This is a genomic window from Cellulophaga baltica, from assembly GCF_018861125.1.
Taxonomy (GTDB): domain Bacteria; phylum Bacteroidota; class Bacteroidia; order Flavobacteriales; family Flavobacteriaceae; genus Cellulophaga; species Cellulophaga baltica_A.
In genome coordinates, this window is the sequence record NZ_JAHKQN010000020.1 from 95,934 (window position 1) to 115,789 (window position 19,856).

The 19,856-nt window shown below is 30.7% G+C and carries 12 protein-coding genes; 1 reads left to right on the top strand and 11 read right to left on the bottom strand.

Annotated elements, in window-relative coordinates:
- Positions 1-172: 172 nt before the first annotated feature.
- The 6 genes from KO500_RS10745 to KO500_RS10770 form a co-directional block, all read right to left on the bottom strand.
- Entirely contained in the window at positions 173-1,414 is a 1,242-nt protein-coding gene (locus KO500_RS10745) for an NAD(P)/FAD-dependent oxidoreductase (RefSeq protein ID WP_215956552.1), read from the bottom strand.
- Positions 1,415-1,450: 36 nt separating this feature from the next.
- Entirely contained in the window at positions 1,451-1,852 is a 402-nt protein-coding gene (locus KO500_RS10750; protein WP_215956553.1) for a DUF2452 domain-containing protein, read from the bottom strand.
- Between the two features lie 171 nt (positions 1,853-2,023).
- Complete coding sequence (locus KO500_RS10755; protein WP_215956554.1) at positions 2,024-3,562, bottom strand: SusD/RagB family nutrient-binding outer membrane lipoprotein; 1,539 nt, start codon at positions 3,560-3,562, stop codon at positions 2,024-2,026.
- Between the two features lie 12 nt (positions 3,563-3,574).
- On the bottom strand, positions 3,575-6,616 hold the full coding sequence (locus KO500_RS10760; protein ID WP_215956555.1) for a SusC/RagA family TonB-linked outer membrane protein: 3,042 nt from the start codon (positions 6,614-6,616) through the stop codon (positions 3,575-3,577).
- A gap of 434 nt (positions 6,617-7,050) precedes the next feature.
- Entirely contained in the window at positions 7,051-9,387 is a 2,337-nt protein-coding gene (locus KO500_RS10765; RefSeq protein WP_215956556.1) for a GH92 family glycosyl hydrolase, read from the bottom strand.
- Positions 9,388-9,394: 7 nt separating this feature from the next.
- Positions 9,395-11,413, bottom strand: a complete 2,019-nt coding sequence (locus KO500_RS10770) for a hypothetical protein (RefSeq protein ID WP_215956557.1) — start codon at positions 11,411-11,413, stop codon at positions 9,395-9,397.
- 375 nt (positions 11,414-11,788) lie between these two features.
- On the opposite strand from KO500_RS10770, the gene KO500_RS10775 reads away from it, so the two are divergent.
- Positions 11,789-12,265: a hypothetical protein gene (locus KO500_RS10775; protein ID WP_215956558.1), complete on the top strand. Its 477-nt coding sequence runs from the start codon at positions 11,789-11,791 to the stop codon at positions 12,263-12,265.
- Positions 12,266-12,362: 97 nt separating this feature from the next.
- On the opposite strand, the gene KO500_RS10780 is transcribed toward KO500_RS10775, so the two are convergent.
- From KO500_RS10780 to KO500_RS10800, 5 genes are read right to left on the bottom strand one after another with little or no spacing between them, the layout of a single operon-like run.
- Positions 12,363-12,746: a response regulator gene (locus tag KO500_RS10780; protein ID WP_215956559.1), complete on the bottom strand. Its 384-nt coding sequence runs from the start codon at positions 12,744-12,746 to the stop codon at positions 12,363-12,365.
- Positions 12,747-12,780: 34 nt separating this feature from the next.
- Positions 12,781-16,062: a chemotaxis protein CheB gene (locus KO500_RS10785; protein WP_215956560.1), complete on the bottom strand. Its 3,282-nt coding sequence runs from the start codon at positions 16,060-16,062 to the stop codon at positions 12,781-12,783.
- 11 nt (positions 16,063-16,073) lie between these two features.
- The gene (locus tag KO500_RS10790; RefSeq protein WP_215956561.1) at positions 16,074-16,676 is read right to left on the bottom strand and encodes a response regulator; all 603 of its coding nucleotides are present in this window, start codon (positions 16,674-16,676) and stop codon (positions 16,074-16,076) included.
- A 9-nt stretch (positions 16,677-16,685) separates the two neighbouring features.
- Positions 16,686-17,129, bottom strand: a complete 444-nt coding sequence (locus KO500_RS10795) for a response regulator (RefSeq protein ID WP_215956562.1) — start codon at positions 17,127-17,129, stop codon at positions 16,686-16,688.
- Between the two features lie 30 nt (positions 17,130-17,159).
- Positions 17,160-19,598, bottom strand: coding sequence for a PAS domain-containing sensor histidine kinase (locus KO500_RS10800; protein ID WP_252732494.1), 2,439 nt, complete (start codon positions 19,596-19,598; stop codon positions 17,160-17,162).
- Positions 19,599-19,856 lie beyond the last annotated feature (258 nt).

Genomic DNA, 19,856 nt, shown 5'->3' on the forward strand with positions numbered 1-19,856 from the left:
TTAGCACCGTAATATGAGAAAATTTTGCAGTAATCTGAACAAACGATTTATAGGAAAAGTTGATGTATAATTTAAAAACCTATGAGCTTATATCATCTTAAAATTCTTAAAAGTTTTAATGTCTAATTTAACATTGATAGATAACGTTTTCTTAGAAAAATTTTAGAGTAAGCTAATTCTCATTTATTGCATTAACTACAGCTAAAGCAGCTTTTTCACCCGAGAGCATAGCTGCATTTAATGATCCATTCAATTGCATATCTCCTGCAAGAAATATACGAGAAGTTAATTGCGTTTCCGATGGCTCAATATCATATTCAACTGAGTCTAAATCTGGAAGTGCAAAGGGTATATTATATCGTTTTAGAAACTTACAAGAAGAAATTCCACAATAATCATCTAATTCTTTTTTGATTTCAAATATTAACTCCTCTTCAGTTAAATTGTGTTTTTTAACTATAGTCACAGATAACAATTCTTTTGTAGCTGAAGAATCTGTTTTCAAACTTGTATTATAAAATATATTATTTATCAATGCTTTTGGGTTAGGAATTAAACCAATTAAAGGTTTTTCTACAACCCTATGTTCCGTTTCAAAATACAACGTGTCGCAAGATTTCCATTTTATAGCTTGATTTTTCAAATTTGAAATTAAAGAACTTGCCTTGGTTGCAACAATAGTAAAATCACTTTCTAATTCATTTCCGTTTTTTAAAGTAATATGTCCGTCTTTTACTGAATTGACAACTGAATTAAATTGAATATTTGTTCTATTCAAACTTTCTGCTATTTGATTAGGTATAGCCTGAATGCCAGATTTAGGTAATGCGGCATAACCCTCGCCGAACATTTTATAAATAAATTCAAACATTCTGCTCGAAGTATTCAAATTTGACTCCAAAAATATACCTGAAAAAAATGGCTTAAAAAAGCAATCTATCATCTGTGAAGAGAAACCAAAATCTATTAAATATGCTAATGTCGTTTTCTCTTTTTCTTTAAAAATTTCATCTACCGTTTTACTTTTTAAAGCTTTATTCAATCTCAAAACTTTAATTTTATCTGAGAAATTACCAATTCTAGAGAAAATTGTGGGAATCAACAATGAAGTTTCCCTAAGTGGATCACCTAGAATATTCTGCTTACCTTCATTAAAAATAACTGCCCCAGGGCTAAATTTTTGAAGATTTAAAGCATCAATATTTAAATACTTTTTAGCAAGAGGATAAGCTGTTAGCAAAACTTGAAAACCTCTATCTAATTGATAACCCGATACAATATCTGTCTTAACTCTACCTCCAACTTTACTGGAAGCCTCTAAAATATTGGGACTGAATCCATAATCCTCTAAAACTTTTGCTGCGATTAACCCACTAACACCAGAACCGATTATATATATATTATGGTTATTCATTTTTCTTTTCGTATTTAATATAACTAATATATTGACTTATATTTTTTGCCAAATTTGTTCTGCATTTAAATAAAAACTACCTAAATAATTAAATTTACAATGTTCTGGCTCTATTAATGATAAAAATGTTTCACTATTATCTCTCTTGTACAAATAGTAAGTCTCCCCTATTATTGGCTCAAAAGAAAACTTAGAATCAAAAATGAGTTGATTGTATTCAAACTCTTGTATCATTTTATCGTAAGCTAATTTTAATTCTAAAAATTTAGTCTTTACTTTATGATTAACCCTATTAATACTTCTATTTTTCCAAGCGACTGTATCTGTAACTTTAATTTTAGGAGCACTCAAGTTAGTTCCATATGGCCTTAATGAAGCATCATATTTATCTGACTTCAAGTTAAAAACAACATTGTCTGGTTTTTTATCTTTACTCATACTCCAAAAATTTTAATTCTACTTTTGTTTGAATTAATACTAAAATACTTAAACAAAGTCAGCTTTTCAAATTTGAAATATTTATTATACTTTTTTTGTAAAAAAGAAAAACCTCTGTAGACAATTCTATCTACAGAGGTTAAACCTAAATATATTTTTATTTAAATTATATTAAAAATTACTATTCATTAAACCGTTAGCTTTAGTATTCGTATTTGCAGTATCCCACCATAATTTAATATCCATTCTATCAGTACTCACAGTATTTTGTGACGAAGGCATGCTTTCACTATTTAAATCGTGTTGATTATCAGGATATCTAATTCTTTTTACCCAAGTTCCTGATGCAACAGAAGCACTACTACTCACACCATCAATAGGCAATGTAATATCTGGATAGTCAGTACGTCTAAAATCTGCCCAAGACTCTGAACCATTTGGAAAGTTTGCAATCCATTTTTGAGTAATTAATTGCTTTAAACTTTCTTCACTTGCTCCTGAAATTGTTGGCAAACCACTTATGTAATCAGCAGCACTTGTGGCATCTACTCCCACATAATCCATCGAAGCTTGAACACCTTCTAAATAAAGTGAATTTGCATCACCTGATGCCCAACCTCTCAAAGCGGCTTCTGCCGTTAAAAATACTACCTCAGAATAAAACATATACGGCATATAGTATGCTGTATCTCCTCCATCACCTACAAAACCAACGTAATCACCATCAAGATTAATCGTTGCCCCAGCAAGAGCATTATCAGGAACTAAATCGTAACCATTTTCAACACCTGTAAATACAGTTTCATCATCTAAAGTATAATTATCCTCTTTATATGTTAACCAAAATGACGCTCTAGGGTCTTCACCTATACTAGACTGATTATATAAGTGATCAGTAAAAGTCTTAGAAATTCTAATATTATCCCAATTATAAGCCATTTGATGTAAATAATCGTACCAGCCCGAAGCCCATAATGGTATGTGCGCTCCATCATCATTACTAGTCATAACACCTGCCGTAATAGCTGCTACAGCTTCTGTTTGGGCCTTTACCGCATCTACATTAGACATTCTCATTGCTAAGCGCAATCGCATTGAATTTCCAAAACGCTTCCATTTACTTAAGTCTCCACTAAATATTAAATCATAATTATCAGGAAAGACATATTGAGTTGTATCATCTTCATTTATGGTATTTACCGCAGTTGTTAATCTATCAATTAAATCATAATAAATTTCCTCTTGAGTATTGTAGGGTACCGTTTCTCCTACACCTGCTCCATAATAAGGAATGTCACCATAAGTATCTGTCATACGTTGCCATTCTGCACAAATCCAAATTTCCATTTGGGCAAGCGCATTTGTATATGTAGGATCATCACCATAAAAATCTAATTGCGCATTATAATCTGCTAAAGAACCCGTATAAAATTCATTCCACTGATTTCCTATCCAACCATCAACATACTCATATCTTGGTGATTCAAAACTAGAAACGGTATTTGACCAATATTGCGCATAGAAATCTGGATATAAATTAATATTTCTTTGGTAATTAGTAACCGGTTTTTGAAGCATTTGATTAAAAACCCAAGAAGGGTCTACTTCAGTGACTGCATTACTAGGCGTATTTATCTCTTCAAAATCTTCTGTACAGCCAACTACAATTGTTAGTAGCAGTACTTTTATAAATATGATATATTTTTTCATGTTTCTCAATTATTAAAATTTAAGGTTTAATGAACAACCAACTACTCTAGATACTGGTACTGGAGAAAAATCAAATGCTTTTGCTCCATAAGACGTACTATATGAACTTGCATCAGGAACCGTTCCTGGTGTATTCTTATAAACATAAAATAAGTTTCTACCCACTAATGATATTCTAGCACTTGAAAGCATGCTTTGAGCTTTTTTTCCCAAAGTAGATACTGGGAAGTTATACCCTATAGATATTTCACTCAATTTCATATATGAAGCATCATAAATAAACTCTTCTGTTATGCCAGATACTTTTTCCCAATAAGCCTCAGGCTCAACAAGCACTGTATTGGCACTACCATCTTCAAAATTAGCATCAACTACAAAAGCTTCTCTACCTAAACTCAATGTCTTCAACGTATTACCGCTTCCTGTGGCGCTAGCTTCTGTTAAAGAATAAATTTCTCCACCTTGCTGAACTGCAAATAATGTATTTAATGAGAAATTTTTATAAGTAACATTCAAACCTATACCTCCATTAAAATCTGGTTGGATATTCCCTAAAACTTGTCTTTCATCATCTACTATTGGTAAACCATCACTACCTACAACAATACTACCTTGATCGTCTCTAACATAAGCATAACCAAAAATATCACCCATTCTTTCTCCTTCAGTTCCTCGAACTTGTACCCCATCATTATCCGTTAGAAATGTATAAAATTCATCATCATCAACTGAAGTTGATAATTCTTCTACTACACCTTTATTTTTAGAGAAATTTAAACTAAGATCTACTCTAAATTTATCTTTTCTAATTGGAGATATTGTAGTCATTAACTCTATACCTCTATTTGTAATTAAACCCAGGTTATCATACCTACCTGAATATCCAGAACTTTGATCTAAACTAACAACTGCAATTTGGTTTTTAGTTTTCTCATCATAGTAAGTAAAATCAAAACCTAATAAACCTTTAAATAATCTAAGATCTACACCCACTTCTGAAGATGATGAAATCTCTGGTTTTAAATCACTATTTACAAGGTTATTTGGCTCTGAAGTGGTTGTTAAGTTATAATTACCTTGCCCTAAAGTATAGACCTGTGTAGTATTGTATGGGTCTGTATCTTTTCCTACCTCAGCCCATGACCCTCTTAATTTTAAATAACTTATCCAAGTTGGCATTTCAACCATTTCTGAAATAAGTGCACTTAAACTTGCCGAAGGATAAAAATATGAGTTATTGTCTGCTGGTAATGCAGAAGACCAGTCATTTCTAGCTGTTGCGTTAAAAAATAAATAATCTTTATACGATAAATCTACAAATCCATAAACAGATTGAATTTCTCTCTCCGAAAAATCTTCAGTTGTTGAAATTGTAGATGCATCTTCAGCTCCTGATAAGAAAAATGTATCTTCTGAAATTAATTTTCCTGACGAAGAACTCAACTCATCAGAATTATTGTTCATTTTATTCGCTCCGGCACTCATACCAAAACTAAAATCTTCACCAAAGTCATTATTATAACTTAATAATGCCTCTATATTTTCTTCCGAGAAGAATTTTTCTGAAGTATTATAGTTTGGCCTCTGATCATTAACAGTATCTGCATATAAATAACCACTTACAGTTTCGTATCTATAATTATCTAAACCATATCTTAGACGTAATTTCAAATGTTCAGAAAAACTGATGTTTGCTGTTAAATTACCGAAGAAACGATTACGCTCATCACTATTAACCGTTTGTTCTTGAATAAAATATGGGTTTCTGAAATTTGCATTAGCAGTTGTATACAGTTTCTCGATATGCTCATTATTTACAATATCATACCCAGGAGCTAAATCAACTAACCTTATATTTGCTGGCATTGCATTAAAATATGAAACCGCACTATAAAAACCTTGATTAGGACGCTGACTACCTTCATTTTTAATATATGAAGCTTTAGCATCCATATTTAACCAATCGTTGATTTGATAGGAAGATTTAAAATCATAATTTAATTTATCCACTTCATGATTTTTAAAAATACCTTCATTCCATTCTTTAGAAACAGTAGCTCTATAAGATCCTTTATCATTACCATTTGTAAATGAAAAGGTGTGCTTACTACTAACTCCCATTTCTGTGAAGTTTTTAAGACGATCTTTCTCAGCTACATAAGCTAATTCTTCACCAGTCCAACTAGTCTTTAATGATCCATCAAATATTGGCCCCCAACTACTTGTTGAATTCTCATCGTAAACTCTTTGATTACCTTGTCCATACTGTTCTTGTAAATCTAGAAAATAGGCCGCATTAGATACCATAACACTACCTGTGTATGAAATACCTAAACCTGAAGATTGCTTTCCGCTTTTTGTAGTAACAACTACAACACCATTAGCTCCACGAGAACCATATAATGCAGCTGCACTTCCACCCTTTAACACAGACATTGATTCTATATCATCAGGGTTTATATCTAATAAACCACCACCGTTTGACGTTCCATTAAATAAACCACCATCACTTGAATCACCTGCAGAAAATGGAACTCCATCAACAACCCACAGTACATCATTATTGTCCGTAAGAGAACTATTACCTCTTAGTTCAATTCTCGTATTACCACCTACACCACCTGTGGTTGTAATTTCAACACCTGCAACTTTACCTTGCAAAGCAGTAGATACATTACCGTTAGAACCATTTGTTAAAACATCTCCTGAAACTTCTTGCACAGAATACCCTAAGGCTTTTTTTTCTTTTTTAATACCTAAAGCAGTTACAACTACTTCATTTAAGGTTTGTACATCTTCAATTAAGGTTACGTTTATTACAGTTTGTCCATTAGTTGGAATACTTTGACTTACAAAACCTAACATTGAATATTCCAAAATCCCTTCCTCTGAAAATTCAATGGTATAATTCCCATCGAAATCTGTAATTACACCATTATTTGTTCCCTTTAAGACAATATTTGCTCCAGGCACTGGCATACCAGACTCGTCGTTAATGACACCTGAAATTGACTTTTTTTGTGCTAATACTGTTCCGCTGGAGAACAGAAACACAATCACTAAAAAATTTAGCATTTTTTTACACATACAGCATTCTTTAAGTTAATAATTAATATTAAGAGATAATCTGGGGTTGTATCCTCGTTGTTAAAAAACCCACAATTTCATTAATAAATTTTATAAAAAAATTATGATAAATTTAAAAATTTCGACCAACAACTACAGTGAAAAGTTAAATAGCAGTATCGTTAAGCCAACATAAAAGTTATAAAAATTTAATTTTATATATATTTAATTACGCATATAACAAAATGAATATAAAATATTCGTTTTTAATAAAATCCTAGAACTTTATCAAAAAATTATTTTTTATAAGAAATGTGATTATAATTGAGTTTCTTTTAACTACAAATTAATTTTTGGAAAAAAGATTGTTCATTAAAAAAATCGCAATTCCATAAATGAATATAGAATTGTGATTTTTAAATTTAATTAGAAAAAGAATATGGCCGAGATTTTACCTCATTTGCCCATTTTTTATTAGGAACAGAATCCATTGTGAAGTTTAAAACTCCTCCTTTTTGAACATTATCAGAAGAGATAAAAGATTTATCATATACTTCGTCATTTAAAGTTGCCGACTTTATATATATGTTATCTTTTGAATTATTTGGTGCCGAAATAGTAAAATTATTACCATTTTCTAAATGCAATGTAACCTTGTTAAATAATGGACTACCAATTACATATTCATTAACAGCTGGAGTTACTGGGTAAAAACCTATTGCACTAAATACGTACCAAGCAGAGGTTTGACCATTGTCTTCATCACCACAATAACCATCAGGTTTAGAAGAATATAGTTTTGATAATACTTCTCTAATTTTTTCTTGTGTTTTATGGGATGCGTTTACATAATTATACAAGTAAATCATATGCTGAATTGGCTGATTACCATGCGCATAGTTACCCATATTCATTATTTGCATTTCTCTTATCTCATGTATTGTAAACCCGTAGTATGAATTATCAAAATCTGGCGGCATATTAAAAACACTATCCAATTTACCTTCAAAAGCTTTATCACCACCAATTAAATTTACTAAACCTTGTATATCATGAAAAACTGACCATGTATAATGAACACTATTACCCTCGGTAAATGCATCCCCCCATTTTAATGGGTTAAATGGTTTTTGAAAAGTTCCGTCTTCATTTTTACCACGCATCCATTTGGTATCAGAATCAAAAACATTTTTATAGTTTAATGATTGTTTGTAAAATTTATTTGCTAATTCTTCTTCTCCAATTTTATGAGCCATTTGCGCAATAGTAAAATCTGCATAAGCATACTCTAGAGTTCTTGCTACATTTTCATCAATACCAACATCATAAGGCACATAACCTAACTTATTGTAATATTCTACCCCTTCTCTACCAACGGATTTTATAACATTTCCGTTTGAAAGAGGTCTGTTTTCAGAAGTTGAAGCATTTTGTAATACTGCCTTTAATAATAACTCAACATTATCAACATTAACACCTTTCAAAATAGCATCTGCAATAATTGGAGAAGAATTTGACCCAATCATACAATCACGATGCCCTGGACTTGCCCATTCCGGCAACCAACCAGACTCTTTATAAGTATTAACTAATCCTTCCATAATATTCCCATTTAATTCTGGGTACATCATATTAAAAAATGGAAAAACCGCTCTAAAAGTATCCCAAAAGCCATTATCTGTAAACATATATCCAGGTAATACTTCCCCATTATACGGACTATAATGAACTATTTCATTAGATGCATTAAACTCATACATTTTTCTAGGAAACAATAAAACTCTATACAGACAAGAATAAAAGGTTCTAAGGTTATCAATATTATCATCTTCAACAACAATTCTCCCTAACTCCTTTTCCCAAGCATTTTTTGCCTTATCCATTGTAGTTTGAAAATCATCTTGACCAATCTCTCTATCTAAATTTATTTGTGCTTGCTCAAGACTTATAAATGAAGATGCTACTTTTACATTTACGGCTTCTCCTTTTTTAGTTTTGAAACCAACGATAGCACCAACATGCTCTCCTATGCTTTCTATAGAATCTTCAATTAATTTCCAACCGTCTTCCCAAGTATGATTAACTTCAAAATCCTTATCAAATTCTGCTACAAAATAATTATGGAAATTTTCAGGCACACCTCCATTATTATTTCTACTGTACCCTATTATTTTTCGCTCTTCAGGTATAATTTTAACCATTGAACCTTTATTAAAACCATCTAAAATAATATACGATTCATCCTCAGGAAAAGTAAATTTAAAATGCGCGGCTCTCTCTGTAGGGCTAACTTCTGCAGTAACATCATATTCTGCTAAATAAACCTCGTAATGATACGGTTTTACATTTTCTGATTTATGAGAAAACCATGATTCACGTTTATCTTCTTGAAACTTTAACTCACCAGTAACTGCCATTAAAGAAAAAGCACCATAATCATTTATCCAAGGACTAGGTTGATGTGTTTGTTTAATTCCTCTAATTTTATTGTCACTGTACTTATACATCCAACCATCACCCATTTTAGAAGTCATTGGCGACCAAAAATTCATACCCCAAGGCGTAGCAATTGCTGGGTAAGTATTTCCGTTTGATAATTCAAATGAAGAATCAGTACCCATTAATGGATTTACATAATCCGTTAAAAGTTGATTACTACTTACTTTTTCTGTATCTGAAGTTTCTTCATTTTTGCACGAAAAAGCCAAAATACAAATAGCTATTAAAATTACTTTATACTGTACTGAGTTATTTATCAAAATATAATTATTTAATGATGATTTCTAATGTATTGCTATTTTTTACTTGAGTAAAGTTTATTAAATATGTAGCATTTGGTCCTGATTCCATAGTAACTTTTTCCCCGTTTAATAATACTCTTTTTGGTTTCTCATTACAATAAAAACGAGCGATACCTTTTGCACTTGTCGCTCCTTTTATTTTTAAAGTGTAACTTTTTTTTGATTTTGTAGTCTCTAAAACTCGAAAAGATGACGCAATAATTTTAAAATCTGTATCTGAATCAAGATGGTCTAAATCATATAAAAAATTAACCTCATTTGGTTTCGTTTCTATTTCGTTTAAAATAGGTAATGAAGCATTAAAAAGGTCAACGTAATTCCCTTTTAAATTATAGGGTTGATTTGTTTCACTTTCATTCATTACACTAATTACATTATATGCACCCCTAGTTTCTTTAAAGTAATTTTTTGTTAACCATGGCTCATCAATTACCTCAAACACTTCTTTTAACCTACTAGTTAATGAGTCTTGACCTTTTGGGTTAAGAACATATTTTTCGGGGTTTTCATTTACAAATAAAAACTTTCCTCTACCTACAGTTTGTAATTCTTCAGATTCTTCTACTCCTAATACCTCAAATAAATGTTTTGCAGGATAAGTGTAACCATCCTTTGTCCACCACTGATTTATAGTATTAAACACATTTTTATTTTCCCCAAAAAATAAAAGCACTCCGCCACTTTTTATCCATTTAAGAATACTATTGTGATATTCTTTTGATAAAGGTTTCATATTCTCATAGGTGACCAATAGTACTTTTGTATCTTTTATAGATTGCGAGAACTCTTCTAAAAAAACAATATTAGGATTTATACCATGCTTTACTAAAGGCAATGCCAACCCATAAAAATTTGAGCTTCTTTTATCTTCATAACTCTCCCTATTGTAATTAGATTGATACATTAGAGTTCTTGATAACATAACTCCAATTGGGCTAGTCTTATATTCTGAGCTACCAATATCATGCATCGCATTAATTAAAATTGAAAGCTCTTTTGATATTATACTTTTCTCACCATTTCTATCTAAATAGCTTTTAAAAAAAATACGATCTGGCCACGGCAACACCTCATAATTAGAAACATCAGAAAACAGCATCTGAGCTACAAATGTTTTATGATAATTTTCTCTATAATCATCCCAAGTATGCTCAGGATCATCTTCAATTGGGTCTGTTAAAAAAAATATTTTCTTATCACCTGAATATGCCATTGCCCTTAATGAAGCATATTCTAAATAAGCATTTTCAAATGTTCGTTCTTTATAAATTCCATTATAATAAATAGGAGTTCTTGCTGTGCCTGTCCAAACTTGGCCAATGTAACCATCAACCTCATCAATAGTATTAAAACTAGTTTCAGGACTAATTATTTGCCATAATGAGTAGTTTAAAATTGAATGTGTCGGGATGTAACATTTAACTTTATCGTTTGAATATATTTTAATATGCTTAGCTAAAGCTTTTAAGTGTTTAAAATAAAAATCTGACTTTAATAGTGCTGAATTGTAGTACGCATCTGCTGAAGAATATTGATTTAACCACAGCGTATTATATTTAAGTTGCCAATTCTGTTTAAAAACTTTAGAGTAACCCGTATAGTTAAAATATTCAGGCTCTTCTAAATAAATTGCAGAAGCACCATTATCAATTATATTAGAAATATTCTCTTTTAAATAATTTGTAAAAATTAAATCAGGAACAATATAAAACTCGTGCTCACCGTGTTTAGCTACATTTCCATTTTCATCTTTCTGAGCATACGGGTTTTTACTTAAATCATTGAAGCCAATTGACTTAAAAAAAGCACTATGCCCCCAAGAACTACTCATCATTGACTGTATTTCATAGCCTTTTTGCTTCCATGAATTAGCATTTTTACTAAAATCTTCTGGCGGACCATAAATAATAACAGCATCGGTCGTAAAATCTAAATCAGGATGCCATAAACCCGCCGTTTGAAAATGTGCTTTCTGTGCACTCAAATTGTAGCAAACAATAAAAAAAAATAGAAAAAAAACTCTTTTCATCAAACTTTTTATTCGATTAAAAAATATTAAATGTTGAAAGTATCCATTACTAAAAATATAAAAGAGAATGACTCAAAATTGCATTTTAATAAAAATTTAAGAAAATATTTTAACGATTTTAAATTGAAACATACTTATTAATCATGACTTAAGAATATATAACTCACAAAGGGTATTGGTTTTTATAGTGATTAAGAATAATAGTATTTGAGTTATTTTCTATTGAAGAGTAATGCTAACTTTAATGTAAGTTTTTGACTTAAAATATTTTACAGTAATATTTTATTCTATGAACAACAATTAATTTTAATAATTACTAAATCTAATATCATGAAAATAAATAGAGAAATAAAAAATTTTGAATTATTAGAACAACTATATCAAGAGACTATAGATTCTGAAAATGTTTTCGCAACATTGGTGCAATCAGATAGGCATCCGCGCCATCAAAAGTATTTTGAAAGAAGATTAATCACCCAAAGAAAATTTTCCAAAGCAATTTTAGAAGAAATAAAAACTATTAAATACAATTATGCTCCTACCACATTAGAAGATAAACATCATATTTATAACCCGATGTTATCACAACTCTTAGAAAGAAACATTGAAGGTTTTGATGTTGATAAACTGCTTATTGAAAGAGAACAGCTTTTAATTTCTTATTATCAAAAAGTTTTGAGTGATGCCAAATTACCAGAAGTCACAAGAGCTAAATTACAATCTCAAGCTGAAGATTTAAATTCAAACCTTCAAATTATAGAATTAAATTTAGGAGTAAATAAAGTTAGAGATATGGAACACATTTGATAAATAATTATTATTAAAAACAATACTTTAAGATAAAGAATAAAATTGAGAAGATTTGTTTTACTTTCTCTTGCAAACAAAAGTCCTAAAAATTAATTTAAAAATTTTTTAAAATATTTTCTACTTTTAAAGATGTCAATGGTTTTTCTAAATAATCTTTTACATTATCAAATTCATGTATCTTAATTTTGTCTTCTGGCCTAATGGAAGAGGTTAAAATAAAAATTCTTGAAGGTATGCATAATTCCATTTCGTAACTTTTTTGAAGAAACTCTATTCCACCCATTATAGGCATATTTAAGTCTAATAAAATTATATCGGGTGGCGTTTCTTCTTTTTTTAAATATTCTATCGCTTCTTGCCCATTTTCCGTAACGGAAATATTTGTCAAGCCACAACTATTAAGCTCAATTTTTGATAAATAATTAGTTACTCCATCATCTTCAATTAATAGTACTTTTAAATGTGAATAAGTTTCCATAATCTTGTTATTTTAGATATTTAATAATAAAATACTAATTGTTTAAATGTTTATTTTTCCATGTATTTTTATTTTTAAAATACACTATAAAAGTTGTGCCTTCCCCTTTTTTGCTTTTAACTTCAATATAACCGTTGTATCTCTCAATAATAGATTTCGTGATATGCAAGCCAATTCCCTTGCCCGCAGTATCTAAATGAAAGCGTTGAAAAAGACCAAACAATTTAGACCCATAGGACTCTAAATCTATACCTCTTCCATTGTCGCTAACATAAAGTTTATCATAACCTGAATCTTTTTCGCTGTAAATTTCAATCACTGGTGCAACGTTTGCTTTTTTATACTTAATGGCATTAGTAATCAGATTTTGTAAAATACTATTAAGATGAATAGCAGGAAAATACACTTCAGGACACCCAATAAAATTGGTTTTTATTTTTGCTTTGACTGATGTAGCTTGATCTTCAATAGATACCATAACCTCTTTAAAGGCTTCATCTAAATTAATGGCCTCTGGCCTAAGATCAAGATTCTTTTTAATTGTAATTACTTCATTTAAAATACCAATAGTCCTTTCCATACGTAAAATCACTTCTTTTAACTTACCATAAGGAATACTATTATTCTTATTTATAAAATCGTTTCCATTCTTATCAATAAGACCCGTTAATGCTTTTAGGTTTGTTATTGGAGCTTTCAAATCATGCGCCGCTAAATAGGCAAACTGCTCTAGTTCTTTGTTGTTTATCTCTAACTCTTCTGTTTGTTTTTTTAGAACTGTTTCTATTTTCTTTAGTTCATTTATATCTACAAAAGTTATCACTACTCCCCTAACTTCTTTTTTTGAAGTGACATAAGGCAATGCCTGCATTAGGTAAATTTTCCCCTCATTAGTTGCTACTTCTCTCTCAATTTTTTCAAAATTGTTCAATACATCTTGCGTTACAGCAATCATGTCAAATGATTTGAAAACATGCGTAAAATCTCCTATATACCTACCTAAATCGTTACTTGAAATTTTTATCAGCGGTGTAATAATATTAGTATATCTTTTTATGCAAAGGTTTTCATCTAAAAACAATGTAGCTATTCGCGTGCTTTGTATAAAGTTATTCAAGTCATCATTCAGCTCAGTCATTTCTGAAATTTTATCTTGAAATTCATTATTTACCGTGTATAATTCTTCATTTACACTTTGCAATTCTTCATTACTGCTTTGTAGCTCTTCATTTGCAGCCATTAACTCTTCATTAGTAGCTTGTAGCTCTTCATTAGAAGTTTCTAATTCCTCAACCGTTGATTGCAGATAGTCTTTTGTTTCTTTAATTTCTTCTTCCAGTCGCTTTATATGTTCATTTTTCTCATTAGAGAGTGCAGTTTTAGCACGTGAATTCGACTGAGTTTTATGAGATTGTTTGGCTTCTATAAAACTTATAATATAATATTCTACCCTACTAATAGTTTCAGTATAAGGTTTTGCTATAATATTAAGCAAGATGCTCGTTTCTGATTCAAATATAATTACAGGAGATATAGTTTTATTTTTGTTACTTCTTACTTTTGAAATAGTGTTGCTTAAAGTAACATACAACTGCTCATCAACCATTTTTAAAACGTTTAATGTAAGTTGCTTTTTAGGCAATTTTAAATATTTATCAATCTCTCCAGCAACATGTACTACTTCTTGATTACTATTTATAATTACCGTTGGTGGAACAAGATCGTCAAGTAAAGCGTCTTTAAAATTTGCAAGTATTTTAGATTTAGAAATTACTCTTGGTGAATTTTCTTCAATTTTTTGTTCTTCCTTTTTAGGTTTTTTCATTTGATCAAACGGAAATAAACGGTTGATGTCTATAACACGATTGACACTCTGATTCTGAAAAATTTTATGTTTTTTGTCTATTTCATGAAAAACTTTTGAGTACGCATTTAAGCTTTCACTTATTCCTAAAAATAAATATCCTTTTTCTACCAAAGAGAAATGAATTAAAGCAATTATTTTCTCCTGCAATAATGGCTCAATATAGATCAACAGATTACGACAAGTAGCTAAATCAATATTATTAAAAGGAGGGTCCCGGCTAATATCATGCCTAGCGAAAATTGCTAACTCCCTTAATTCTTTCTTAATATGGTATTGATCTTCTGCTTTAGAAAAGTAACGGTGTAACAACTCACTTGGAACTTCCTGTTCAATCGCTTCAGAATAAACTCCCTTACTTGCCTTGTTTATAGCTCTTTGATCTATATCTGTTGCAAAAATTTTAATAGTGATTTCTTTATTTTGCTTACGACATTGCTCTTTCAGTAGAATTCCTAAAGTATAAACCTCTTGCCCTGAAGAACAACCAGCTACCCAAACTCGTAATTCTTTACCAGGTTCTTTATTTTTTACTAATACACTCAAAACCTTTTCATCAAGTAATTCAAATGCTTTTCTATCCCTAAAAAAGCCAGTAACTCCTATAAGGATATCATTACTTAAAAGAGTAGCTTCTTCGTCACTTGTTTTTAAAAACTTTAAATACTGCCCCTTACTCAAGATATTATTAATCCCCATTCTCCGTTCAATTCGACGAATTAAAGTAGCCTTTTTGTAGTTTCTAAAGTCCATGTTTATTTTCTGATATAAAAAATCTAAAATTTGATGTAATATATCAGCTAATGAATCTATTAAATCATCATCAACAGGGTCCAACTGCTTTACATAAGGATGCTTCACGTAGTTGGTTATAGTCTCAGGCATTTCTGGAGGAGACAAAATAAAATCTGCTAATCCAGTTGTTATAATACTTTTAGGCATACTGTCGAATGCAGCTGTCTGTGGATCTTGCGCGATAACCATACCGCCTTGCTCTTTAATTGACTCTACACCTAAAGTCCCGTCACTCCCTGTACCTGAAAGTATAACAGCTATAGCTCTCTTTTTTTGATCCTCTGCTAAAGATTTTAAAAATATATTAATAGGAAGGTTTAATGTTTTTGGTTTTCCTCTATCTTCAAGGTATAGTTTACCTTTTAATATAGTGACGTTTTTATCTGCTGGTATTGTGTAAACACAATTGGGTTGTACTGCTGTAGCATCGGTTATTTTACTAACTTTAAGTTTGGTATGCTTAGCCAACAATTCTGGCATCATTGATTTATAATCAGGTGAAAGGTGCTGAATTAAAACAAAACTAAGGTTTGTCTTTAATGGTACATTTTCAAAAAAATCATTAATTGCATCTAACCCTCCAGCAGATGCTCCAATAGCAACAACATACTTACCTAAAGATTCTATATTCCTTTTTTTCTCAGTTTGTTTTTCCATAAACCATCAACTTATTCTCCTTTTTGGTTATTTAAATCATTAGAAATACCTTTTAAGTTTTTGACCATATCTTTGATATCGTCAACTATTTCATTTGATAATTTAGCCGTTCTTCTGTTTGTAATAAACTCGTCCATTCTTTCTAAAGCTTTTTGGTTTTTCTGGATTCTTAAATTAATCCGTTCTTTAGCATTATTGAACCTAATTTGCCTCCATCTTGATTCGTCATTAATAATTTTGTTTATTGTTTGTGGCAACTTGTATAAATGTGACTTTAGAATAAGACCTGCTGCACCATTCAATATAGTTTCTGCTGCTATTTCTTCACCTATTGTACCTGTTATAAAAACAAAAGGAATTTCTGGACATTCTTGTGTAGCAATAGCTAAGGCTTCAAGTCCTGTAATTGTAGGAAGTGAATAATCTGATAAAATTATTTCTGGCCTAAATTCACTTATGCCATGTCTAAACTCATGTTCTTCATCAACTATTTTTGCGTCAACAATAAAATCTTCATCTTCCAATGCTCTTATAATAAGTTCAGCATCGGTAGGTGAGTCTTCAAGAATTAATATACGTATGGTTTGATTTTTTTTTGTTACTTCCTTATACATACACTTAAGTTATTTGTTTAAAGATCTATTTAACACAAGCCAATACATCCCAACTTCCTTAATTGCTTGAGCAAAATTTATAAAATCTACGGGTTTTACAATGTAACTATTAGCACCTAGTTTGTATGCTGTTTCTATATCCATATTTTCATTGGACGAAGTTAAAATCACTACAGGTAAGTGCTTAAGTTTTTCATCATCTCTTATACGTTCTAACACTTCTAAACCACTAACTTTAGGTAGTTTTAAGTCAAGTAATAAAAGTTTTGGAAGTTCAGGTCTAGCACCCTCATATATTCCTTCTCCAAATAAATAATCAAGGGCTTCTTGTCCGTCTTCAATTAACTTTATTTTATTCATAAAGTTATTTTCTTTTAACGACCGTATTGTTAACTCAGCGTCTTCAGGTCGATCCTCTACCAAAAGAACTTCTATATAATCAGTAGTGTTCATAATACTTCAAATTGTGTTATTTTTTATAAATTATGGTAACGTAAAATAAAATACAGCTCCTTCATTTAACACGCTCGTACCCCAGACTTGACCTCCGTGTTTAGAGATTACCCTTTGTACAATTGCTAATCCGATACCTGTACCCGAAAAATCACGCTCGTTATGTAAACGTTGAAAAACTTCAAAGAGTTTTGATTTATGTCGCTCATCAAAACCTACACCATTATCTTTTACATGATAAATAATTTTATCATTTTCTTTCTCGTAACCAATACGAATGATTGTTCTTTCCTTTGGTTTTGTATATTTTAAAGCGTTAGAAACCAAATTGACTATAACTTGCGTTATCATCGTCCGATCACCTTTAGCCGAGGGGATATCTTCAACTGTAAATTCAATATTTCTATCTGCATTATCGTTTTCTTCTAATTGTCTTAAATAAACTTCTTCAAAAATATTTTTCAAGTTTAAATGAGTTGTTGATAATTCTGATCGGCTAAGCCTAGAAAAAACAAGTATATCATCAATAAGTTGTCCCATCCGGGTTGTATTGTTCACGATGATGGAAATAATTCGTTTACCCTCATTACCTAATAAAACTTCATAATCATTTTTAAGAATGGCGCTAAATCCAGTAATAGCTCTTAAAGGTGCACGTAAATCGTGGGAAACCGAATAACTAAATGCTTCTAATTCCTTGTTTGACATTTGCAACTGCTCTGTCCGAATTTCTACCTTTTTTTCAAGATTGTCATGTGCTTTTTTAAGTTCTGAAGTTCTTTCCTTAATTTTTTGTTCGAGATTTTTATTGAGTTCAATTAGTTCTTCATTCACCTTTTTTTGCTGTGTGATATCTTGCAGAAGTCCAAGCACCTGAATGTTACCAAGAGAGTCTCGTGTGAAATAGTTGTAATTATTTACATGAAATGTTTCTTTTGTTAACGGATTTATGATGCGAAATTCGATTTCAAAATTTTCTTCTTTTTCTAGAGCCTGATCTAAAATTCCTTTAAATTTTTTCAAATCGTCAGGATGGAATAGTGCTCTCATTTCTTCACGACTAAGCATCCTTTTTTCAGCACCGAATAAATTACAAAAGTTTTCAGAAATCATAAATTTATCAAGTCCTGAATCAGCTTCATAATAGGCTATTCTCGCTATTTGATTCACTAAGCCTAGGTTTCTTACATAGTTTTTTATTTTGTCTTCAGCTTTTATTCTTGTTGTAATATCACGTACAATGGCTGATATCATTAACTCAGATTTTATTTTAATAGGACTTAAGCCAATCTCTATAGGAAAGACTTTACCACTTTTATTTACCCCCTTTAAAATCTTACCATCTCCCATTATTCTTGTTTGGGCAGATTTGTAATAACTCTCTCTTAATTCTTTATGAGATGCTGAAAATTGTTTTGGCAATAACAATTCTATTTCCATTCCAACCATCTCATCTTCTGTATATTCAAATAATTTTCTTGACTGTTCATTGGTTAGGGTAATAAAACCTTTACTATCTACAATTATCATGGCATCAGGAGCCAATTCTATTAACGTTCGAAATTGTTCTTCAGCTTGTTTTAATGAATTAAGCAACTCTTCTTTTTCTAGGTCCCTTTTATCACTTATTATTCCCCCCCATATTATTGCTCCGGCTAAAAAAAGAATAAAAACTCCCCATTCAATTACCAAATCAAAACCTCTATATAAATACTCTTGATCAATAAAATATGGTACTAACCAACTCAATACTAAGGGCACCAAAGTTACAATGAGAAGAAATATTCTTAACATTTTTACACTTGGTGATGAGGAACTGAATAAACCAATAATCCCTTTATTCGGCCACAAATTCATAACTCCAAGATCCAGGATAATAAAAATAAGTGCCGTAATTGGGGACATTCCCGTTTTTGGAAAGTTAGGTATTTGGTATAATTCTCTTGTTGCGGTTGAATAGCCAAAAAGCGCAATCCACGGGAGCACCAGTCCTAATATTGAAAAAACAACAGCTATATTTTGAAGAGTACGCTTTTTTGAATAAGTAAAAAACATAGCAAAACCGATAAATAGAAAAGTGAGTACCGTACGAACTGATGGCCTCCCTACAAAAACAGAATCATGAAAGTTTGATATCTGTGGTTGAAAAATAGTTTCTATACTTGGTGGAAGGTTAAATATATATTGAAGCCCCGTAAATATTGCAACAACTATTACAATTGTGATAATAACCTTATAAGTTACAGTATACCTTTGTTTTGGATAACTTTTGGAAATTTTATCAGACAAAACCAATGCCAAACCGAGTAGCAAAATTAAAGTAGCTGTCATTGGTGTAGTTTCAGGTAAACCTGGAACGATACTACGGAGAGTTTGAATATCTAACCACCAACCGGAAATTACTAGAAGACATAATAATATAGTGCAATATCCACAAGTTGAAATAATGGTTAATTTTCTTATACTCATCAATTAATTTATTTGAGAAATTAGTTTTTCAACTATTGCGATACTTACTCTTTCTTAGGGGGATACATAAGAGTATTAAAAGCTTTATTGCACGACTAAATTAAATTTTTTTTTCAAATAATGCATATTTATCCACTAATATTGTCAGATTTTTCTTTATTTAAATAATAAATATGATGTTTTGGAGTATTTTTATTATTTCTGTTATTTCTAGTTCTAATAACATTAAACTGCTATATGTGCAGTTCTAGTTTTATC